Here is a 22,121-nt window from a genome sequence, read left to right on the forward strand (position 1 = left end):
CGGCCAAGCTCTGAATTAAACCAGCGGGCCGTCGGCCTGCTTGCGCCGGATCGCAACCAATATCGAACTGCCGACAATCAGCAGAATTCCCATCAGCGACACCATGCCGACAGTCTCACCCCAGGCCACATACCCAAATATCGCCGCCCAGACGATGCTGGTGTAGTTATACGGCGCGAGCGCGCTTGCATCGGCTTGTCGAAATGCCATGGTCAACAGCAGTTGCCCCGTGCCGGCCAGGATGCCAAGCAAGCCCATCAATGCCAGGGAATCTAGCGTCGGCGTCTGCCACGCGAAAAAGAGCGAAAGCCCGCTGACGAGTGCGCCAATCATCGTGAAGTAGAGCACGGTGACACTCGAATCGTTCGATGCGCGGATGCGTTTGATTTGCAGAATCGATAACGCCCCGAAAATCGCGCTCAACACAAGCAGCACGGGACCAAGCCAACTCGTCTGGTCGCTGCTTGGACGAACGACCAGCAGCACGCCAATAAACCCTATCGCGGCGGCGCCCGCGTCGCGCCGTCTTAGCGTTTCCTTGAGAAGCAAGGGCGCCAGTACGATCACGAAGATGGTCTCCGAATAGACAATAGCCACCGCCTCGCTCAACGGCACGTAGGGCAACCCGGCGAAGAACAAGCCGAGTGCGCAAAGCAAGGTCACCGCGCGCAGCGTCTGCGCCGGAAAATCCAGTGTCCTTAAGCGCTCGGTCAGTGGTTTTCCTTGCATGCACATGGCAATGGCGGGCAGCAAGCCGAAGATCATCCGGAAGAACGTGATCTCGTTAGCGGGGTATTTCAGGCTTAGCGACTTTGCAAGTGCATCGACCAATGCAAAGCAAAACATGGCGGCCAGGATTTGCGTGATGCTGCGCAGCGGCACCGCTCTGCTTTGGGCGATGGAAAGAGGCATAGTGATTCACGGTCGGAAGGGAAACGCGGAGGTCCGCGTAGCTTATCACCGGACGACCGTATGTCAGATGATGCTTTTGCTCACGCTATTGATTAAAAACGACGAGGGTTTTTGAGTCGTGGCGGATTAAATCACCTTGGTGACGGCTTAAGACATTCCTCTTTAACGGGGCTGTGCTTAGCCGGATTCGCTTAGGGTAAAAAGAAAACCGAACGGTTTTAATCACGGTACCTTAGACCGTTACATCGCTCGAGAGAATGGCGCCTTCTTCCTTTAGCGCGTGGATACGTTCATCGGAGAAACCGTATTCCCGCAGCACTTCCGATGTGTGTTGACCGAGCAGCGGCGCGGGCACGGGCGATTGCGTACGGCCCTCGGAGAAGTGGATCGGCAGACCCAGACCGCGCATGCGCCCCGCAACCGGATGCGTCGTCTCCACAATCATTCCGCGCGCGATCGCTTGTTCGTGCGCGACTGCTTCGGGCACGCCGAGCACCGGTCCCGAAGGCAGGCCGATTGCATCGAATGCCGCGAGCCATTCATTCGTCGTCCGCTCGACAAGCCGCACGGTCAGGATTTCGACAAGCTCGCCACGATGCTGCAACCGTCCAGCGTTGGTCTTGAAACGCTCATCGTCGGCGAGACCCGAAATATCCAGTGCACCCACCAGACGCTCGTAATTGCTCTGATTCGCCGCGCCGATATTGACCCACCCGTCGCGTGTCCGGAACGCCTGATATGGCGCGCTCGTTGGATTAGCCGAGCCAGCCTTGGGCAACACCGTGCCGTCGGCGAAGTAGTTGGCGAAGGCCCAGTACATCTGCTGCAAACCCGCTTCGAAAAGCGACGTGTCCACCATCTGGCCCAGCTCGGTCCGCTGCTTGCCGGCGTAGGCCGCGCAGATTCCGAGCGCGGCGAGAATGCCTGCGTTGATATCGGTGACGGGCGAGCCTGCCTTGATCGGCGCCTGACCGGGTTCGCCGGTCATGCTCATGAGGCCGCTCATGCCCTGCGCGATCAGGTCGAAACCGCCTTTGTCGGCCATCGGTCCGCTGCGGCCAAATCCGGAAATCGCGCAATAGATCAAGCCGGGATTCTCGGCCTTGAGCGCTTCATAACCCATGCCGAGTTTTTCCATCGTGCCGCGCCGGTAGTTCTCCGTGACTACGTCTGCGGTGGCCAGCATTTTGCGCAGCACTTCGCGGCCGCCCTCGGTCTTGAGGTTGATTGCGACGCCGCGCTTATTGCGGTTCACGATCATGAACGACGCCGACTCGCCGCCTTCCAAAATAGGTGCGAAGCGGCGGCAATCGTCTCCGCCTGGAATCTTCTCGACCTTGATGACATCGGCGCCCATGTCGGCGAGCATCATTCCGCAGATGGGGCCGGACATGATGTGAGCGAGTTCGATGACGCGCATGCCCGCAAGCGGACCTTTGCTGCGTGTTTCTGTTTCGAGCATTTCAACGCCCCTTGAATTCCGGTTTGACCTTATCGAGGAAGGCCTGATAACCCGTACGAAAATCTTCCGTACCGAAGCACGCAAAACCTTCGTCGCGTTCCTCGGCCGTTAGCGGCGCCGGGTTCATTGCGCGCTTCACGAACTGCTTGTGCCAGCGCGCGACGAGCGGCGCACCGTCGGCAATCCGGCGCGCTGTGGCTAGCGTTTCTGCGGTGACCTGATCGTCGGCGACGACCCGCGTGACGAGTCCTTTGGCAAGCGCTTCTTGCGCGCCGAAAATGCGCCCTTCCAGCAAGATTTCGAGCGCGACGGCGGGACCCGCGAGTTGCACGAGGGCATCAAGTTCCGCGTGCGCCATCACGAGGCCAAGGTTCTTGATCGGCACGCCAAAGCGGCTGGATTCCCCGCAGATGCGCAGATCGCACATGGCCGCAATTTCGAGCCCACCGCCCACGCAGATGCCGTGAATCATGGCGACGATCGGATGCCGGCATGCGCCAAGCGATGAAAGCGTGCGATGCATGATCGCGCCATACGCGCGGGCTTGTTCGACGTTGGAGCGATCGGTCTGAAACTCGGCTATGTCGTTGCCCGGCGAGAAGGCTTTCTCGCCGGCGCCGCGCAGGATGATGCAGCGGATGGAATCATCGGCGGAGAGCGCTTCGATGTTTTCGCCCAGCGACTGCCATAACGGCTTGGTCATGGCGTTGAGCTTCGCGGGCCGATCGATGACAACGGTCGCGATGAAATCATCGCGTTCGATCAAGATGGATGGTTCAGCCACATCGTCTCCTGGAGCAAGAAATAACCGCTTCCGGCGCGATCGCGCTTCTAAACAAGCTTCTAAACAAACTTCCGCTCCGGCTCCGCGCCCTTCTTTCCTTCAGCACCGGCAGCAACGTCATCCAGCGCCCGGTCTGGCCGCATGGTGAACGAAAGCACAATCCCGACAACCATCAAGATCATGGACACCGTGAAAGGCAGATTCCAGTTCCCGGTCCGGTCGATCAGGAACCCGCCGACAACCGGGCTAATAATCGCGGCGAGCGCAGAACCCGAATTCATGATTCCGCTAGCGGTGCCCGCGTGTTTCGGCGCGATGTCCATAGGCACGGCCCACATCGGTCCGATTGTCATCTCGTTGAAGAAGAACCCACCGCTCAGGCACGCCGCGGCCAAGGTGATCGACATGTTGGAAACCAGCATGATGGGCGCAAGCGAAAGCAGCGTCAGGAACATGCAGACACCGACCATCACATTGCGAGCCAGGCGGATGTTCCCGCTGCGCCGCAGGATGCGATCTGTCACTGATCCGCCGAGCCAGTCGCCAAGCACGCCGGCAAAGAAAACACCCGAAGCGAACAACGCCGACTTCCCTAACTCCATGTGATAGTTGTGGAGAAAGTACTGCGGAATCCAGCCAAGGAAGAGCCACAGCACCCAGCCGTAGCAGAAGTACACGGCGGTCACGGGGGCCATCCGTCCCAGCAGTGCACGCCACGGCACGGGCACGCGCTGCTTGACTCCGGAGAACGACGAAAGCGTGGCGCACTCGTCGGCGGTAATGCTCTTATGCTCGCGCGGGTTATCGCGGAAATAGAAGATCCACACAACCGCCCACAAAAAGCTGATAACCCCCGTCACGATAAAAGCACCACGCCAGCTCGTGGCAATCATCAACCAGACGATCAACGGCGGCGCCACGGCGTTACCGATGCGCGATGCGGCATGTGTGGTCCCTTGCGCGAAACCGCGCTTATCGGCGGGCATCCAGTTCGACATGGCGCGGGTAGCGGTGGGGAACGTTGCCCCTTCGCCCAGCCCGAGCAACAAGCGCGCGATGATCAGCGATACGAACCCGCCGGCCAGCCCGGTCATCACCGTGGCTGCCGCCCAGATCACAGCGCAGACGGTGAGCGTCCGTCGCGGCCCGAACCGGTCGCCCACCCATCCGCCAATAATCTGGAACACGAGATACGGATAGGCAAACGCCGAAAAAACAAAGCCGATCTCCGTATGCGACAAGTGCAGTTCCGCGCCGAACTGCGAGGCGGCGGTACTGACGTTGACACGGTCGACATAGGTAATGAAATACATTGCGCACAGCAACAACAGAACGCGCGTCGTAGCTCGACGGAACATCATCGTCTCCTTGATTAGTGCGTGCTTCATCACGACGCCCACGGGCGCCTAAAGCGAACTGCATCTGAAACGTCGATAAGGCTTTACTGAATGGGCGTTAAAGAGATGTGTCGAATCCTGGGTCTGCGCGGTCGTGCCATGCTTGTCTCCTGTTCGCGGAACGTGAGCCCATCCGCTGTTTATGTGAATCCCTGCGCGTCGCTAATCTTTTAGCGCCGATGCCAATACCTGGGCGACATGCAGCGCCTTCGTGTTCGTGCCGTCGGCTATCTGATGACGGCAACTCGTGCCGTCAGCGACGATCACGGCGTCCTGCGCCCGGCGTACGGCCGGCAGCAGCGACAACTCCGCCATCGCCTTCGATGCTTCGTAGTGCTCGGCTTCATAACCGAAGCTTCCGGCCATGCCGCAACACGACGATTCGACCACCGACACATCGAGTTGGGGGATCCAGCCGAGCACGGCCTGCACGGGACGAAACACATCGAAGGCTTTTTGATGGCAATGGCCGTGAACCAGCGCCTTCGGCTGAACGAGGGGTTTCAAGGAAAGCTTCAGCCGTCCCGCTTCTTTCTCGCGAACCAGGAACTCTTCGAACAAGAACGAGGATTGCGAGAGCTTGCGGGCTTCGTCGCCATAACCGTAGTCGAGGAATTCATCGCGGAAAGAAAGCAGGCACGAGGGTTCGAGCCCGACGATGGGCACACCGCGTTCCAAGTAAGGCCGCAGCGTGTCCAGCGTGCGGCGCGCTTCGGCCTTCGCTTCGTCGACCCGTCCCGCCGACAGGAACGTGCGTCCGCAACATAGCGGCCGTTCGCCCGCCTTCACATTAAAATAAACCGTGTAACCGGCCGCTTCCAGCACGCGCTGAGCGGCGCGGGCGTTGTCGGGTTCCACGTAGTTGTTGAAGGTATCGACGAAAAGCAGCACTTCCTTGTCAACCGGGTTGGGTGATGAGGGCTGCGCGGCCGTCGATAAAAACGACTTCAGGAAGCGCGGAAACGAGCGCTGCGGCGCAAGGCCAAGGCGCGTTTTCAACCAGCCCGCGAAGCGCGGCAAACGTTCCACCGATCCGAGCAACGACGGCACGCGGCTCGCATACGGTGCGTAACGCGGCAGGAATGCGACCAGCCGGTCACGCATGCGCAGGCCGTTCCTCGCAGTCCACGCCGCACGCGCTTCGATCTTGATCTTCGCCATATCGACGCCGGTCGGGCAATCGCGCTTGCAGCCCTTGCACGAGACGCAGAGGTCCAGCACGTCCTTCACGTCCTGGCTCGCAAGGCCGTCTTCGCCGAGTTGTCCGCTGATCGCGAGCCGCAGCGTATTCGCGCGGCCTCGCGTGACATGCTGTTCGTCCTTGGTGATGCGATAGCTCGGGCACATCGTGCCTGCATCGAACTTGCGGCAATGGCCGTTGTTGTTGCACATCTCGACGGCCTTCGCGAGACCGCGGGTGCGATCGTTGCCCGTTCCCGGCGCGGTCTCTACTCCGGTCAACGGATCGCGTGTCACGTTCCATCGCGACCAGTCGAGTTGCGTCTTTAACTCACGCTCGCGGTAGCTCGGCGGGAAACGAAAGTTCGTCGCGTCGTCCATCTTCGGCGGATTCACGATGCGATCCGGACTCATGCGATTCTCGGGATCGAACAGCGTCTTGATCTCGCGGAACGCAGCGTTGATGCGCGGTCCGTATTGCCACGCAACCCATTCGCCGCGACACAAGCCATCGCCGTGTTCACCCGAATAAGCGCCCTTGTATTCGCGCACCAATGCCGATGCTTCTTCCGCAATCGCCCGCATCTTCTGCGCGCCCGTGCGACGCATATCGAGAATCGGCCGCACGTGCAGCGTCCCGACGCTCGCGTGTGCGTACCAGGTGCCTTCGGTATGGTGCTTGTGGAAGACCTCGGTAAGACGCGTGGTGTACTGCGCCAGATGTTCGAGCGGCACGGCGCAATCTTCGATGAACGATACTGGCTTGCCGTCGCCCTTCATGCTCATCATGATGTTGAGGCCAGCCTTGCGCACTTCCCACAACGCTTTTTGTTGCGCGGCATCGGGCATCTCGACCACCGAACCGGGCAAACCGAGATCGCCCATCAGCTCCACGAGTTGCGCGAGCTTCGCGACTTGCACGGCCTTGTCAGCACCGGCGAATTCGACCAGCAACACGGCTTGCGGTTGACCAACGAGCGCCTGTTCGATCACCGGACGGAACGCGGGATTGGACATCGACAGATCGATCATCGTGCGGTCGACCAGTTCGACCGCAACCGGTCCCAGCTTGACGATGTGCTGCGTCATGTCCATTGCGTCGTAGAACGTCGGGAAGTTCACGACGCCGAGCGTCTTGTGCTCAGGCAACGGCCACAGCTTCAGCGTGAGTTGCCGGCTGAATGCGAGCGTGCCTTCGGAGCCCACCAGCAACTGCGCGAGATTCGGTTCGCCGTCGGCGCTGAAGGGCAAGGGGCTTTGGCAATCGAAGAGATCGATGTTGTAGCCTGCAACACGCCGCAGCACCTTCGGCACCTGCTCGCGGATTTCGTCGCGTTCACGTTGTGCGATGCGCTGCACGCCTTCCACCAGCAAGCGTGTGCGGGGGTCGGATGACATTGCGTGCAATGCGGCGAATGTAGCTTGATGACCATCGGCCAACACGGCGTCGATCGAGTCCACGTTATGGACCATGATCCCGTATTCCATTGACCGCGAACCGCACGAGTTGTTGCCCGCCATGCCGCCGATCGTGCATTGCGCGCTGGTCGAGACATCGACGGGAAACCACAAGCCATGCGGTTTCAGCCACGCGTTCAGATGATCGAGCACCACGCCCGGCTCCACCGTCACCGTGCGCGCTTCACGGTCGAAGTGGACGATGTTGTTGAGCCACTTGCTTGTATCGATAACCAGCGCCTCGCCAATCGTCTGCCCGCACTGGCTCGTCCCCGCACCGCGTGCAAGCACGGGCACGCCGGCGTCGCGTGCAATCTCCAGAGCGAGCAGCAAGTCGGCCTGATCCTTCGGCACAACTGCGCCCAGCGGCATGATCTGGTAGATCGATGCATCCGTCGCGTAGCGTCCACGCGCCGCACGGTCGAACAGCACATCGCCCTTCAACTCGCGGCGCAGACGCGTAGCCAGCGGCGACAGCGTGGCACGCGCCGAAGCCGGCATCAGGTGGATGGGCTGGACGAGTGCTTCGGAAGATTTAGTCAGCATCGGCGTCTGCGCGCGGTTGATTTATAGGAGCGATCAAGCAGGAGCGATCAAGCTTGCTGCAGGTCCCGCTTCGCGTCACGCCGCCGCTCTTAACACCGGCGCTGCCGTGTGGCTCGTCAAGTAGTCCATCGCCGCGAGGACACCGCTGCCGGCGAGCTTCACGCCCGACAACTTGAGGCCCATTTCGCATCCTGTGAGGGTGGCCATCAGCGTGAGGTCGTTGCAGTCTCCCAAGTGCCCGATGCGGAACATGCGGCCTTTGAGCTTGCCGAGACCGGTGCCGAGCGACATATCGAATGTCTCGTAGATGGTCTTGCGGATCGCGTCCGCGTCCACACCCTCAGGCGTCATCACGCCCGTCAGCACCGGCGAATACACGGCTGGGTCGGCGCATTGAATTTCGAGTCCCCACGCGTTAACAGCCGCCCGGCAAGCCGCGGCCAACCGTTGATGGCGAGCGAACACTTGATCGAGGCCTTCGTCGCCGATCATCTCGAGTGCTTCCGACAAGCCGTACAACAAATTGGTGTTCGGCGTGTACGGCCAGTACCCGCTCTTGTTCATCTCGATGATCTCGTCCCACGCCCAGAACGCGCGCGGCAGCTTCGCATCCTTGCTCGTCTTCAGCGCCTTCTGCGAGACCGCGTTGAAGCTGATCCCCGGCGGCAGCATCAAGCCTTTTTGCGAGCCGGACACGGTGACATCGACGCCCCATTCGTCATGCCGGTAATCCGCGGACGCAAGGCCGGAAATCGTATCGACGAGAAAAAGCGCCGGATGCCCCGCCGCATCGATCGCGCGGCGCACCGCTGCGATATCCGACGTGACGCCAGTCGAGGTTTCGTTATGCACCACGCAGACCGCCTTGATCGTGTGCTGCGTGTCTTCACGCAAACGGGCTTCGATCATGTCCGCCTGCACACCGCGCCGCCATCCCTCGATGCCCGGGAGGCCCAGGAATTCCGGCTTCAGCCCGAGGTTTTCGGCCATCTTTTTCCAGAGCGTCGCGAAGTGACCGGTCTCGAACATCAGCACGGTGTCGCCAGGGCTCAGCGTGTTGCAAAGCGCCGCTTCCCACGCGCCCGTGCCCGAGGACGGATAGATAATCACCGGCTGCGCCGTCTTGAAGATCGCCTTGATGCCATCCAGGACCTTCAGCCCCAACGCACCGAATTCCGGCCCGCGATGGTCGATTGTCGGGTAACTCATTGCCCGCAGGATGCGGTCGGGCACCGGGCTCGGACCCGGAATCTGCAGGAAATGGCGACCAGCGGGATGGAAGTCGAGCTTCAACATGATGCGTCCTTTGAATTTTGCATGCAAAATACTTTAGCGCAGCGTTGCGACGACTCAAAGCGTTAAATGCGTGTTTTGCTTAGGTGAAAACCCGTCCCTCCTATTTTGTGAGGGTCGTACGGTAAAATCGCGTCAACAGAATGATTCGAGGTTTTGAATGCAAAATGATCACCTGCCTGGTGCGGAGATCGCACAGATTGCGCAGATCCCGACCATGCTTCCGAAAGTCGAGCGGCAACGGCTGCACGACACGGTGGTCGATCACCTTCGCAATTTCATTGTCGAGGGGTTGCTCGCGCCGGGCATGAAGCTCAACGAACGTACGTTGTGCGAGACGCTCGGCATTTCGCGCACGCCGCTGCGTGAGGCGCTGAAGGTGCTGGCAGCCGAGGGCCTGATCGATATCCTGCCGAATCGCGGCGCGTCGGTGTCGCAGATGAGCGAGGCGGAGATTCGCGAGACCTTCGAATTGATGAGCGGGCTGGAAGCGTTTTCGGGCGAACTCGCGTGTGAACGGATGACGCCCGCCGAACTTAGCGAGATCAAGGCACTGCATTACGCCATGCTTGCATGCCGCGAGCAGAACGATCTGTCGGGGTACTACAGCCGCAATCAGGCCATTCACGACAAGATCAACGACGCCGCGCGGAATTCAGCTTTAAGGCAGACCTATATCGCGGTGAACCGGCGGCTGCAGGCGTTACGGTTCCGGTCCAACTTCCAGACGGTGAAGTGGGACAGTGCGATCCGCGATCACGAAGCGATGATCGAAGCGCTGGAAGCGCGCGACGGCAAGCGGATGGCGGCGATCCTGCGCGGCCATTTGCTGTCAAAGCGCGATGCGGTGCTGGCGGAAAGGACCATGACGACGCTGCGGCCGCGCTCGGAAGGCGGAACGGTGGATGATCCGCCACCTGGTTGATCGCGCCGGGGCTTAATCTCCGGCGCCGTTGCTCACCAGTCTTCAGTATCGAACCATGTTTTCGGGCAGCAAGGGCAAGACCGCCGTCCGCTGACCGTCGACAGTCGCGCCTGCAAACGCAAAGCTTGGCGAAAGGTCCCTGTTGATATCGGCGGGGAAGTTGAGAGCCGGCTTCGATGCCTCGTCGAGCGCCGCGATCTGCGCCTCTGTCAGCTTGAGCTCGAGCGCAGCAAGATTGGCCCGAAGCTGATCGATCCGGCGCGCACCGATAATCGTCGAGCTCACGCCCGGACGGCTTTGCACCCACGCAAGCGCCACCGCCGCCGGACTGGCATTCGCTTCCTTGGCGACAGCGGTCAGCGCGTCGATGACCTGAAAATCCCTCTCGCCCGGCAAGCCGACGAGAGAACCGCGATCGGACGTCACGGTCCTGACGTTGTCACGGCTGTATTTGCCCGACAACCACCCGTTCTTCAGAGGACTCCACGGCATCACACCGATACCAAGCTCTTGCGCCATGGGCGTGAGTTCGCCCTCCACGGTCCGCTGCAGCAGGGAGTATTCGACCTGCATCGCGATCAACGGCGTCCAGCCGCGGAACTGCGCGATGACCTGCGCCTGTGCGACCTTCCACGCGGGTGCGTCGGAGAACCCCAGATAACGCACTTTCCCGGCGCTCACGAGATCGTCCATTGCGCGCATCGTCTCTTCAATGGGCGCGGTGCGATCCCAGTTGTGCATCCAGTACAAGTCGATGTAATCCGTCTGCAGTCGGCGCAGCGATTGTTCACATTGTTCGACGATAGCCTTGCGCCCGGCGCCGCCGCCGTTCGGATCCCCACGATACAGATTGCCGAAAAACTTCGTGGCGATGACCGTGCGATCCCGGCGGCCTTTTTGCCGCGCGAAGAAGTCGCCGATGATCTTTTCGGAATGGCCGACGGTGTAGATGTTGGCGGTATCCAGGAAATTGCCGCCCCGATCGAGATACTCGGCGAGGATGGTTTCTGCCTCAGCGGGGCTCGAGCCCCAGCCCCAGTCTTCGCCGAAGGTCATGGTGCCGAGACAAAACGGGCTGACACGAAGGCCGGAGCGGCCGAGGGTGACGTAGGAATCCAGCGGCATGATGTTTCTCCTGAAAATTGACGGGTTCGCCTGACATCAATGAGACCACCGTGCGCTTGGCCTACGGTAGATCAAGGCTCGCAAGTTCTTGCACAATCCTGCCAATGTTGAGCGAATCATGCGTTCCAGCCTTGCGTCTCGCGCGTTCGTCCCTTACCGTAGAAAGATGGACCATCTCGCCGAACTTCGCTCATTGATCACCCGCCACGCCCGCGCCAACATGATGGTCGAGGCGCTGCCGGGCGTCGCGGTAGTAGCCTCCAACGCCACCACCGAGCCGATCCATCATGTGTACGAACCCGCGCTTGGCGTGGTCGCCCAAGGCACCAAGCGCACCGTGCTGAACGACAAGATTTTCGAGTACCGCGCGGGTCAATACCTGGTGGTGTCCGTCGACCTGCCGATCACCGGCCACGTGGTTCAGGCTAGCGCCAGCGAACCCTTTTTGGCAATGGGGCTGGTGCTGAAGCCGGCGAACATCGCCACGCTGCTGCTGGAGACTGCGACCAGTGACCGGGCCGTGATCGAGCCCCTGGGTCTGGGCATCAGTAACGCCTCGCCCGAATTGCTCGATCCGGTCGTACGTCTGCTTCGTCTGCTGGATCGTCTCGAGGACATTGCCGTGCTCGCGCCCATGATCGAGCGCGAAATCCTGTGGCGGCTGCTCGCGGGCGAACAAGGTGCCATCGTGCGGCAGATCGGGCTGGCGGACAGCCGGTTATCGCAAGTCAGCCATGCCATCCGCTGGATCCGCAGCCACTATGCCGAGACGCTCGCGACCGAAGAACTCGCCCGGCTGGCGGGCATGAGCGTTTCGTCGTTTCATCGGCATTTCCGTGCAGTTACTTCGATGAGTCCGCTTCAATATCAGAAGCGCATACGCCTGCAGGAAGCGCGCGCCCGGCTCCTGAGTTCAGGGGATGTTGCCGCGGTGGGATTCGAGGTGGGCTACGAAAGCCCGTCGCAGTTCAGCCGCGAATACAGCCGCCTGTTCGGCGCGCCGCCGGGACGAGACGCGGCGCGCTTACGGACCGAGCCGATGCTGGAGCAAGGCATCGCCTGAGCGTTCAGCGCTTGACTCCCCCTCGCTTGCGAATTCCCTGAGCGTGAACCCTTGTATAAATCCATTTGATGGGTTTATAAGAAAACACAATTATTTTTATGGTTTTCAGCTTTGTACAGTCCGATGCAGTCACAACGCGCCAAGCAATTAAAAACGAGCGCGATAAAAACATCCACTCGCCACCGGACCACCATGAAACTACTCAAGCTTGCTCCCCTCGCGGTGCTCGGCGCCTTCACGGCTTCGTCGTATGCACAGAGCAGTGTCACCCTTTACGGCCTGATTTCAGGCGGCGTCGGCTTCGCGACTAACCAGGGCGGTCACAACGCCTATCAGGCGCTTAGCGGCACGAACCAGAATCCCCGTTGGGGCTTGAAGGGACGAGAAGACCTGGGCGGTGGCCTGAGCGCGGTGTTCCAGCTTGAAAACGGCTTCAACCTCATGACCGGCACGGCCTCGCAGAACGGCCGCGAATTCGGCCGCCAGGCATACGTCGGTCTTGCGGATAAAACCTACGGCACGCTGACACTCGGCCGCCAATACGATGCGATCCACGATTACATCGGCCCGGTGATCATCGCGAGCAACGGCGTGAATATCGGCGATAACGACAACGGTTATAACGACATCCGCATCCAGAATTCTGTCAAGTACGTGAGCCCGGATTATCGCGGGCTGAAGGCGACCGCCATATACGGCTTCAGCAACGCGACCGGCTTCAGCAACAATAGCGCGTACAGCTTCGGGATCGGTTATGAGCACGGCCCGCTCAAGTGGAGCGCGGTCTACGCCCAGTACAACCACCCGTACAGCAGCACGAATCAGGACGGTGCGATCTCGAACGACTACGCTTCGTCGCTGCTGATCTTTGCAAAGAGCGCGACCACGCCGTCCGTGTTCGCGAGCAAACAGCGCATTGCCGGCACCGGCGGTTTCTACACTATTGGCCGGGCGCAGTTCGCCGCGCTCTTCACCGATGTCCACTACGATTACCTCGACAACTCCCACCTGCATTTGCAGAATTTCGGCCTAAACGTGGTCTACACGATGACCCCATCGCTATTCCTCGGTGCTGCATACGGCTACACGGACGGCAAATACGACGTGATCAACCAGAGCCCGAAGTGGCATCAGGTGAACTTGCAGGCAGACTATTTCCTCTCGAAGCGCACGGACGTAGCGTTGACGGTGATCGGCCAGCAAGCCGCCGGCGACGCCCAGCATGCGCAGATCTTCGCGTTCGCCCGTTCGACGACCACGCGCCAACTGGTCGCCACCATCGGCATGCGCCACGTATTCTGATCATGAGCCAGACTTCTCGTTTCCCTCGCCGTACGTTTCTCAAGGCATCGGCGGCGCTGACTGCCGGTGCGCTTTTCAACCCGTTGGCGCAGGCTGCGAACGAACGCCGCACGGTGATCTTCGACTGCGATCCGGGCCAGGACGACGCCATCGCCATCCTGTTTGCGCTCGGCGCTCGAGACCGGCTGGACGTGCGCGCGCTGGTGGCCGTTGCGGGCAACGTGCCGCTGAATCTGACAGAACGCAACGCCCGCATCATTCGCGACTGGGCGGGTCAAACGAAGACGTTGCCGGTGTACGCAGGCTGTCCGCGTCCACTGATGCGCCCGCTGATCACCGCTGCGAACGTGCATGGCAAGACGGGCCTTGAAGGCGTGGAGTTGCACGAGCCGCTGGCGCCGCTTGGCGCCCAACATGGCGTGGCGTATCTCATCGAAACCTTGAAAGCAGTCGCGCCCCATAGCGTGACGATCTGTGCGACCGGACCGCTGACGAACCTTGCCACCGCGCTGACCGAAGCGCCGGAGATCCGCGAAGGCTTGCGCGAAATCGTCATGATGGGGGGTGCGTTCTTCGAGCGCGGCAACATCACGCCGGCCGCCGAATTCAACATCTACGTCGATCCTGAAGCGGCCAGCATCGTGTTCGCGAGCGGCGTGCCGATCATCGTGCTGCCGCGCGATGTCGCCGTGAAAGCGTCCATCACGCCCGCGCGCATTGCGCCAATACGCGCCATCGGCAACCGCTGCGGCGCGATCGTCGCGGACATCATGGCGGCCGAGGTCAAGTATCAGAAGGGCCGCCGCGGCGTAGAAGAAGCGCCGATGTACGACCCCGCCGCAGCCGGTTATCTCGTCGACCCGACGTTGTTCAAGGGGCGCCAGGTCAATGTTGTGGTGGAAACAACCGGGCAATGGACGCTGGGCGAGACGGTGGTCGACTGGAGCGGTCACAGCGGCCGTGCGCCGAACGCAACCTGGATCACCGAGGTCGATGCCGATGCGTTCTACGCCGCGTTACGGGCGAGCATTGCTACGCTGCCCTAAACCGCCGTTTACCAATGTCTCAAATGTGCGCGGCGATATAGTCCCAGCACGCTTTCACATGCGGACCGCGATCCTCGCCGACCAACGAGATCAACGCGATGGCACGCGTGACGCGCGGTTTGTCGAGACGCAGGGCTACCAGTTCGGGATCGTGCAAATGCAGCGTGTAGAGGCTCGGCAGCACCGCAATCGCGAGTCCGTTGCGCGCCAGCGCGTAGAGCGGTTCAGAGTATTCCATCCGGTACGCCACCGAGAGGCGCAGGTTTTCATCGCCACTCGTACGATTCAGAGCGTCGCTCACGCTGCCGCGCACGAATACAGCGAGATCGCGGCCAACGAGCTTCGCCCACGGCAGCGTCTTGCGCTTGGCGAGTGGATCGTCGCGTCGCAGGACCACCACGATCTCGTCTTCAAAAATGTCCTTGAAGCGCAAGGCCTCGTGGTTTGCTTCCGGCTCATGCACGCCGATACCGATATCCGCCACCCCGTCGCGAACAGCGTCGATAAGCGCCGTATTCGGCAAGTCGGTAAGCGTGAAACGCAGCGAGGACCGTTGTTCGCGGAAGGCGTTCAACACCGGCAGCAGGCGTCCCGCCACCGATGGAATCATCGCGATACGCACCGTCTGCAGACGTTCGGCGAAGGTGCTGGCCATGTCGTCGAAAGTGCCGCGCGCGTGATTGAGCAGGCGTTCGGCGAGCGGCAGTATGCTGGCTCCGGCAGCGGTCAGTGTCAGACGGTGGGCGGAACGCGCGAACAGGGGACCGCCGAGCAGGAACTCGATCTGCCGGATCGCGGCGGTCAGGGCGGGTTGCGTCAGCGAGAGCGATTGCGCCGCCTGCGTAAAGCTGCGCGCGTGCGCGAGCGCAACGAAGTACTGCACTTGCCGCAGCGTCAGCGCAGGCAAGAGGGACGAACGATCGGACATTGAGCGCCACCGCTTGAGACAGATGCGCCGCAGTATAAAGCGCGTGCAAGCCTGGCCGGGCAAAGGAAATTAATAGTGAACAAGGAATCTTCGATGTCATCTCCCGACCTGACCGCAGCAAAAACATCAAGCGGCTGGCTGGATCGCCGCTTTGCATTGAGCGCGCGCAATACCAGCGTGCGCATCGAGACGCTTGCGGGTATTACGTCGTTTTTGGCGGCGGCCTATCTCCTCGTCGTGATTCCTTCGCTGCTTGCAACGGGTGGTATGGATCGGGGCGCGGCCACCACGTCGACCATCATCGTTTTCGTTTTGAGCACCATTTTCATGGGGCTTTATACGAATCTGCCATTTATCGTCGGGCCGGGAATTGGGGGGTCCGTGATCCTTGGCGTGACGCTGGCTGCAACCGAACATGTGGCGTGGCAGACGGGTCTTGGCATCGCGTTCATCTCGGGCGTGCTGTTCCTGATCCTCACGCTGGTCGGCGCGCGCAGTCTCGTCGTGCGGCTGATTCCGGCGCAGATCAAGCTGGGATTGGGCGCGTCCATCGGGCTCTTTATCGCGGTGCTCGGATTCCGCAACGCAGGCATGGTGATCGCCAATGCGAAGACCAACTCTCTTGCGCTCGGCGATTTTTCGCGGCCCGGCACCATCGTCGCGTTGATCGGATTGGCAGCGGCTGTTGTGCTGCAAGGGCGCCGTGTTCCCGGTGCGATTCTCTGGGCGATCCTGATCGCAGCGGCTGCAGGTGTACCGCTTGGCGTCACGCATCTGCCGTCATCGATGATCTCCTTGCCGCACGACATCATGCCCGTTGCGTTCAAGCTCGATATCCCGGGCGCGCTGACCGTTGCTGCGATTCCTTATCTGTTCGTGTTCTTCGCCGCCGAGTTTTTCTCGACCCTCGGCACGACGCTCGCGGTCGGCGCCAAAGCCAATCTCCTCGATGAAAACGCCAACCTGCCGAATATCAACCGGCCGTTCCTCGTCGATTCGATCGCGGCGACGCTTGGCCCCGTGTTCGGTATTCCGGCGCTCACGGCGCTGGTCGAATCGGCGGCGGGCGTGGAAGCTGGCGGCCGCAGCGGTCTCTCGTCGTTGGCCGCCGCAGCCATGTTTGCGTTGATGCTGCTGTTCGTGCCCGTCGCGCTCGCGATCCCGAAGGAAGCCACAGCGCCGGCGCTGATCCTGATCGGCCTGTCGATGTTCAGCACGATCCGCCACGCGCATTTCGATGATTTCACGGACGCTTTCCCGGTCCTCTCCATGGTCCTGCTCACGCTGATGTCGAATAGTTTCGGCACGGGCATTGCAGGCGGCCTGTTGTGTTTCGTGATCGTGAAGCTGCTTGCCGGGCGCTTTAAAGAAGTCCCCTGGGGTCTTGTTGTGCTGGCGATTCCGCTGGGTTATTACTTCTGGACCGTTGTAAAACATCATTAATTTTGCACTACCGCAAGTACTGAAAAATATGAACGAGACATTTGGCAACGTGCCTGCTTCACGCACCGGCGTAACGATCACGCCCGCGCACCGGGCATTCTTCAAGGCAATCCCGAAGGTCGAACTGCATTGCCATCTGCTGGGTGCGGTTCGGCACCAGACGTTTATTGCGCTGGCTGAAAAAAGCCGCGCGCCGATCGAACGGGCTGAGATCGATGCGTTTTATACGCGCGGCGAGAAGCCGGTGGGCGTGTTGCGCGTGCTGCGCGCGCTCGATGAATACCTGCTCACCGATGCAGACGACCTGCGCCGCATCACCTACGAATATCTGGAGGACGCCGCTGCGCATAACGTGCGCCATGCTGAATTTTTCTGGAATCCGACTGGCACGGTACGCGTATCGAAGATTGAATACGGCGATGCGCAGGCGGGCATTGTCGCGGCTATTCGCGATGCCTCGCGGGACTTCGGAATGTCCGCGCGTCTGATTCCGAGTATCGATCGTGAGGCCGATCCGGACGAAGCGGTGACCCTGGTCGAGTGGATGAAAGCGCATCGCGCCGATGAAGTCGTGGGCATTGGCGTGGATTATCGTGAGAACGACCGGCCGCCGGAGTTGTTCTGGAAGGCATATCGCAATGCTCGCGAGGCGGGTTTCAAGACCACCGCACATGCCGGCGAGTTCGGCATGCCCTGGCGCAACGTGGAAACTGCGGTCGAGTTGCTGAAGGTGGATCGTGTCGATCATGGTTATACGATCATCGACAATCCTGCGCTGGCTGCCAAGTATGCGGCGTCAGGTTTGGTGTTCACGGTCGTGCCGACCAACTCTTATTATTTGCGCACGCTGCCGCCGGAGAAATGGGCGGAGTTGCATCCGATCCGCCGGATGCCAGGGCTTGGTTTGAAGATCCATCCGAATACCGACGACCCGGCGCTGCACAAGGTGAATCCGAGCGAAGCGTGGGAACTGATGTTCAGCCATTTTGGGTTCGGCATCAGCGATTTGCGCGGTTTTATGCTGAACGGGATTGACGCGGCATGGATCGATGGCACGACGCGGGACGCCTGGAGAGTCCAGTGGCTTGGGGAGTTCGATGCGCTAGCCGCGAAGTTACCGTAGGGGGTTTGCTCGCGCCGGTGGACGGGTTTTGGGTTCGCACTCAAGCGCGAGTATTCGCATTGCCTTATCATTCGCCGACCAGAAAAAAGCGACCCATGCACATGGGCACAGCCGCCAACGACCGCCCATGTACCCCGCAGCAGACCACCTGACCCACGCCCCAAAAGCAAAACCCGCCCGCATTGTCCTGGCGACCATCATCGGTAACGCGTTTGTCGCGTATGACTTCACGGTCTACAGCTTCTCCGCCGTCATCATCGGCAAACTTTTCTTTCCGTCGCACAACCCGCTGTCTTCGCTGTTGCTGTCGCTGGCGACCTTCGGCGCAGGCTTCGTCATGCGCCCGCTCGGCGCAATGATCATCGGGCAGATCGCCGACAGCCGGGGACGCAGGGCCGGCATGGCCTGCTCGCTCGCGCTCATGACACTCGGCACATGGCTGATCGCATGCCTGCCCACCGTTGCGTCCATCGGCCCGGCAGCAACCGTGCTCATGGTCGTCGCGCGGCTCATGCAGGGGCTCGCGGCAGGAGGGGAGATCGGCCCGGCGTCAGCGGTGCTGATGGAATCGGTCGCGCGCAACCGGCGCTGTTATCTCACCAGCTGGCGTGGTGCGAGCCAGGGCGCCGCCGCGTTCGCCGCGGCACTGGTCGGCGCAATCACAACCGCCTTGCTTTCTCCCGCCGACATGCAGGAATGGGGATGGCGGATTCCATTCGTGCTCGGCGGCCTGATTGGCCCCGTCGGCTGGTATCTTCGCCAGCGCATGCCCTCGGTTGTCGTGGATGCGCCCGAGCGCCCGCGGCTCGCCAGCCTATTCGCTCAACACACCCGCCCGCTGCTCTTCGGAACGTTGATGATGGCCGCGCCCTCGGTGGGCATCTACATCACCGTGTTCTACATGCCGAGCTATCTGGTGCGAACGCTGCATCGGCCCGCAGCCATCAGCCTGATGACCGCCAGTCTGTCCGGCCTTGTGATCCTGGTGGTCAATCCGCTGCTGGCTCGCATCGCCGATCGACAACGGAGCCGCAAGCCGATCCAGTACCTGACCCTCGTGATCTGTCTCGTGATGACTTATCCGGCCTTTCTCGGCCTAAGGTCAGGCGTAGGCGATGTCACCGCGCTGCTGATCATCCTCGCGTATGTCGCCGTGGCGCTGAGCAATGCCGGCGCCAGCACGGTGCTGATGCTGGAGGCCTTTCCGCAGCATCAACGCGCCGCCGCGCTGTCCATCATGTACAGCTTCGGCGTGACGATCTTCGGGGGTTTCTCGCCGCTCATCGTTACGTGGCTGATCGCCGCGACGGGCAATCCGATGATGCCCGCGTGGTACCTGATCGCCGCCATCGTCATCACGCTATTTGCCTTGCAGCGCTTTCCCGAGACGATGCTCGACTGATCGCGTCAGCAAGTCATCGAATCATTTACCGCCGGGCGCGTGCGACGACAGCATGTCCAGCCTGCTCGCCCGCTGCAGCTCGAACGCGCGGGCGCGCGCATCTTGCGGGCTCATGCCGTAAGCGCGGCGAAACGCGCGGGTGAAATCCGACGCACTGTTGAAACCCAGGCCATAGGCAATATCGATGACCTGCAGGTGCGGGAAGCGGACCAGCTCGTCGGCCGCCTCGCGCAAACGGCGATTGCGGATATAAGCCCCCAGTCCGCCCTCATGCTCGAACCAGCGATAAATCGTGGCGCGCTTCAGTTGCAGCGCGTGCACCACGCTCGAGGGCGAAAGGTCCGGCTGGTTGAGGTTCGCTTCAATAAACCGCCGCACCTGGCTCATCACCGCGACCTGCACGGCCGCACGGGCATCGCCTGTCAGTCGTGCCTGCTTGTGAAAAGCGGCGAGCAGCAGTTGCGCGCCGGCATCCAGTTCCTGCGCTGCCAGCGCCGCGCTCATTCGCAGCAGATTACGGCTCAGTGCGGTGGCGTGATTCATGACGAGCTGGGTCAATGGCGCACCCAGCTCGACCACGCGGCCATGAATCGAATCGACATCCGGGAACGCCGCCGCAACCATCTCTTTCGGCACGAAAAGCGTTAATACATGGCACGCAGGCCGCTCGACGTGAAACGGCTGATCCAGGTCGAAAGCGATAATTCCCCGCACGGAATTCGCGGCGCTGCGTTTCTTCTGCATGCCCGTTACCGTGCCGACCTCGCCCTCCGCGAAGACGTGGAAAACATAGTCGCGCCGTGCGTCGGTGGACACTCTCGCGACCGAGCGTTCGAGCTGCATCGCGTCGGTGACGGTGTCAGTGAAGACGAAGTCGCCGACCGCGTACCGGTCGATACGGCCGCTGAAGCCGCCGGCGATGTGCTCGTTCGAAGGCGGAACATCCACGATATGCCCCACACGGTCACGCCAGGCCAGAAGTTGCCGGTCCACTGCCGTGCCGTGCGTGCTGAAACTGCTGCGGACGATGCCGACATCTGGCGTCGCAGCCTGAACGGACCCGTCCGGACGGGAGTGTGAAGACATTTTCGTTACCTGATAGCGCCCCAAAAACAGCCAGACAATCCGGCGGGGACACAGAGTTCAATTTATTTCGAGAACTGAGACATAGGGTAAAGCCTGCCAAAAACAGTGCGATATCTTCAGATTAATAACATCGCTGTCCATTCCCGATCACGAATGGCGATGCTTGGTTTACGGCATTGCACGCTGGAATCGCAGGCTCACTCTTCAGAAAGACCGGAGTAACGGTACCGCGGCCCTTGTTCATCGGAATGCGTATGGGCTGAGCGAGCGGATTGATCGGCGATGTCCGGACGAACTGATCGCAGCATCCTTCCTGAGAAGCTCAGCGAAGCAAGACGAGATATCAGCAAATGAGCGCTTTAAAGAAAGCACCGTCGCCTAGCCCCGGCAACTTGCTGCCCGCAAGTCTAGCCGATCGCCAGCTTGACCATATTGAACGCATGGTCCGTTCCGTCGCGCGTGCCAACCCCGTCGGACCGGTTCACGGCATGGGCCAGGAGTACTGGGAGAGCCGGATTCGCGCGTTGGTAAAGGAGAACAACCTGGTGGCCGTGCAACAACACCGCGTGCAGCGACTGTTAAAAGACCTCTCTAAGCGGGCGCGGCCAAATGCGCTGAAAAAAACGGCAGCGTGAGCTGCGAGGCGGCGGTCGAGGGGCGGCTAGATTGCTTCCTGCCACGGACGATTGGCGAAGACCCCAACTATCCACTCCACAAACGCGCGGGTCTTGGCCGGCTCATGTTGAATGGATGGCCGCACCACGCTGACCCCCGACTCTCCGCTAACCGCCCAGTCCGTCAGCACCGGCACGAGCCGGCCGTCGGCCAGTTCCCGCGCCACCTGCCAGTCGGCCGCCATGAGGATGCCCACGCCGGCTAGTGCTGCCTGGACGCCGGCTTCCGCATCGTCCGTTTCCAGCCGTCCTGTGATCCTCACCGTCCGGGTTTTGCCATCGCGATTCAAATGCCAGACCGGATAGGTAACCAGCCGCGTGAAGCCGACGCAGTCGTGACGCAGCAGATCATCCGGCTCTCTCAACGCGGGCCGCCGATCAAGATACGAGGGCGCGGCGCATAGAAGCCGGCGCGTCATCGCGAGGCGGCGGCCGATCAGCCGGCTGTCTTTCATCTCGTCTAGCCGGATACCAGCATCGAATCCTTCGGCAATCAGGTCGGTGTATCTATCGGTATAAAGCGCCTCGACGCGAACCGCCGGATACCGTGCTAGGAACTCGGGCAACCGCGACGCAATCCACATACGCCCGAACGTAACGGGTAGCGTAAGCCGCAGCAGACCCGTCGGCGAAGCGGCCATCGCGCGCGCCTCGTCTTCGGCTGCGCGCACCATCTCCATGGCGTCGCGCATCCGGTCGCGGAAACGGACACCGGCTTCGGTCGGCGCCATGCGGCGCGTCGAACGTTCGAGCAGGCGAATGCCGAGGCGCGCTTCGAGTGCCGCAACCCGTCGCGACACGACCGATCCATCACGACCGAGTTTGCGGCCGGCCGCTGAAAAACTCCCGAATTCGACAACGGCGAGAAAAGCCGCCGTCTGGTCTGCTTCTACGCTATCCATTGATGCACCACACGCAGTAGTGTTTTGTTTTCACGATGAATTATAGCGTCGGGACGTTGTTACGATTTTCT

18 protein-coding genes are annotated in these 22,121 nt (G+C 61.1%); 8 read left to right on the plus strand and 10 right to left on the minus strand.

Annotated elements, in window-relative coordinates; genetic code table 11:
- Positions 1 to 15: 15 nt before the first annotated feature.
- From EOS_RS21600 to EOS_RS21625, 6 genes are all read right to left on the minus strand, one after another.
- On the minus strand, positions 16 to 912 hold the full coding sequence (locus EOS_RS21600) for a DMT family transporter (protein ID WP_047848742.1): 897 nt from the start codon (positions 910 to 912) through the stop codon (positions 16 to 18).
- A 232-nt stretch (positions 913 to 1,144) separates the two neighbouring features.
- Positions 1,145 to 2,374, minus strand: a complete 1,230-nt coding sequence (locus EOS_RS21605; RefSeq protein ID WP_235442908.1) for a CaiB/BaiF CoA transferase family protein — start codon at positions 2,372 to 2,374, stop codon at positions 1,145 to 1,147.
- Between the two features lies 1 nt (position 2,375).
- The gene (locus tag EOS_RS21610) at positions 2,376 to 3,158 is read right to left on the minus strand and encodes an enoyl-CoA hydratase/isomerase family protein (protein ID WP_047848743.1); all 783 of its coding nucleotides are present in this window, start codon (positions 3,156 to 3,158) and stop codon (positions 2,376 to 2,378) included.
- A 59-nt stretch (positions 3,159 to 3,217) separates the two neighbouring features.
- Positions 3,218 to 4,519, minus strand: a complete 1,302-nt coding sequence (locus EOS_RS21615; protein WP_047848782.1) for an MFS transporter — start codon at positions 4,517 to 4,519, stop codon at positions 3,218 to 3,220.
- A gap of 198 nt (positions 4,520 to 4,717) precedes the next feature.
- Positions 4,718 to 7,738, minus strand: a complete 3,021-nt coding sequence (locus tag EOS_RS21620) for an FAD-binding and (Fe-S)-binding domain-containing protein (protein ID WP_047848744.1) — start codon at positions 7,736 to 7,738, stop codon at positions 4,718 to 4,720.
- Positions 7,739 to 7,813: 75 nt separating this feature from the next.
- Entirely contained in the window at positions 7,814 to 9,034 is a 1,221-nt protein-coding gene (locus tag EOS_RS21625) for a pyridoxal-phosphate-dependent aminotransferase family protein (protein WP_047848745.1), read from the minus strand.
- Between the two features lie 157 nt (positions 9,035 to 9,191).
- Between EOS_RS21625 and EOS_RS21630 the strand changes: the two genes are divergently transcribed.
- Complete coding sequence (locus tag EOS_RS21630) at positions 9,192 to 9,956, plus strand: GntR family transcriptional regulator (protein WP_047848746.1); 765 nt, start codon at positions 9,192 to 9,194, stop codon at positions 9,954 to 9,956.
- A 42-nt stretch (positions 9,957 to 9,998) separates the two neighbouring features.
- On the opposite strand, the gene EOS_RS21635 is transcribed toward EOS_RS21630, so the two are convergent.
- Positions 9,999 to 11,081, minus strand: a complete 1,083-nt coding sequence (locus EOS_RS21635; protein ID WP_047848747.1) for an aldo/keto reductase — start codon at positions 11,079 to 11,081, stop codon at positions 9,999 to 10,001.
- Between the two features lie 166 nt (positions 11,082 to 11,247).
- On the opposite strand from EOS_RS21635, the gene EOS_RS21640 reads away from it, so the two are divergent.
- The 3 genes from EOS_RS21640 to EOS_RS21650 all read left to right on the plus strand — a co-directional run bounded on the left by EOS_RS21640 (position 11,248) and on the right by EOS_RS21650 (position 14,492).
- Positions 11,248 to 12,144, plus strand: a complete 897-nt coding sequence (locus tag EOS_RS21640; protein WP_047848748.1) for an AraC family transcriptional regulator — start codon at positions 11,248 to 11,250, stop codon at positions 12,142 to 12,144.
- Between the two features lie 192 nt (positions 12,145 to 12,336).
- The gene (locus tag EOS_RS21645; RefSeq protein WP_047848749.1) at positions 12,337 to 13,446 is read left to right on the plus strand and encodes a porin; all 1,110 of its coding nucleotides are present in this window, start codon (positions 12,337 to 12,339) and stop codon (positions 13,444 to 13,446) included.
- Positions 13,447 to 13,448: 2 nt separating this feature from the next.
- Complete coding sequence (locus EOS_RS21650) at positions 13,449 to 14,492, plus strand: nucleoside hydrolase (protein WP_047848750.1); 1,044 nt, start codon at positions 13,449 to 13,451, stop codon at positions 14,490 to 14,492.
- A 19-nt stretch (positions 14,493 to 14,511) separates the two neighbouring features.
- On the opposite strand, the gene EOS_RS21655 is transcribed toward EOS_RS21650, so the two are convergent.
- Positions 14,512 to 15,420 carry a LysR family transcriptional regulator gene (locus EOS_RS21655; RefSeq protein WP_047848751.1) on the minus strand — a complete coding sequence of 303 codons (909 nt, stop codon included), beginning with the start codon at positions 15,418 to 15,420 and terminating at the stop codon, positions 14,512 to 14,514.
- Between the two features lie 93 nt (positions 15,421 to 15,513).
- Here EOS_RS21655 and EOS_RS21660 point away from each other — a divergent pair, with 93 nt between their 5' ends.
- The 3 genes from EOS_RS21660 (at position 15,514) to EOS_RS21670 (ending at position 19,388) form a co-directional block, all read left to right on the plus strand.
- Positions 15,514 to 16,863: an NCS2 family permease gene (locus tag EOS_RS21660; protein WP_047848783.1), complete on the plus strand. Its 1,350-nt coding sequence runs from the start codon at positions 15,514 to 15,516 to the stop codon at positions 16,861 to 16,863.
- Between the two features lie 28 nt (positions 16,864 to 16,891).
- Positions 16,892 to 17,986, plus strand: a complete 1,095-nt coding sequence (locus EOS_RS21665; protein WP_047848752.1) for an adenosine deaminase family protein — start codon at positions 16,892 to 16,894, stop codon at positions 17,984 to 17,986.
- Positions 17,987 to 18,113: 127 nt separating this feature from the next.
- Complete coding sequence (locus EOS_RS21670; protein WP_047848753.1) at positions 18,114 to 19,388, plus strand: MFS transporter; 1,275 nt, start codon at positions 18,114 to 18,116, stop codon at positions 19,386 to 19,388.
- A gap of 21 nt (positions 19,389 to 19,409) precedes the next feature.
- On the opposite strand, the gene EOS_RS21675 is transcribed toward EOS_RS21670, so the two are convergent.
- Positions 19,410 to 20,474, minus strand: coding sequence for an AraC family transcriptional regulator (locus EOS_RS21675; protein ID WP_047848754.1), 1,065 nt, complete (start codon positions 20,472 to 20,474; stop codon positions 19,410 to 19,412).
- Positions 20,475 to 20,824: 350 nt separating this feature from the next.
- Between EOS_RS21675 and EOS_RS21680 the strand changes: the two genes are divergently transcribed.
- Positions 20,825 to 21,109, plus strand: a complete 285-nt coding sequence (locus EOS_RS21680) for a hypothetical protein (RefSeq protein WP_047848755.1) — start codon at positions 20,825 to 20,827, stop codon at positions 21,107 to 21,109.
- A 26-nt stretch (positions 21,110 to 21,135) separates the two neighbouring features.
- Here EOS_RS21680 and EOS_RS21685 read toward each other — a convergent pair whose 3' ends face one another.
- Positions 21,136 to 22,050, minus strand: coding sequence for a LysR family transcriptional regulator (locus EOS_RS21685; protein WP_047848756.1), 915 nt, complete (start codon positions 22,048 to 22,050; stop codon positions 21,136 to 21,138).
- Positions 22,051 to 22,121 lie beyond the last annotated feature (71 nt).

Origin of the sequence: Caballeronia mineralivorans PML1(12), assembly GCF_001028175.1 — a bacterium.
Lineage (GTDB): Bacteria > Pseudomonadota > Gammaproteobacteria > Burkholderiales > Burkholderiaceae > Caballeronia > Caballeronia mineralivorans.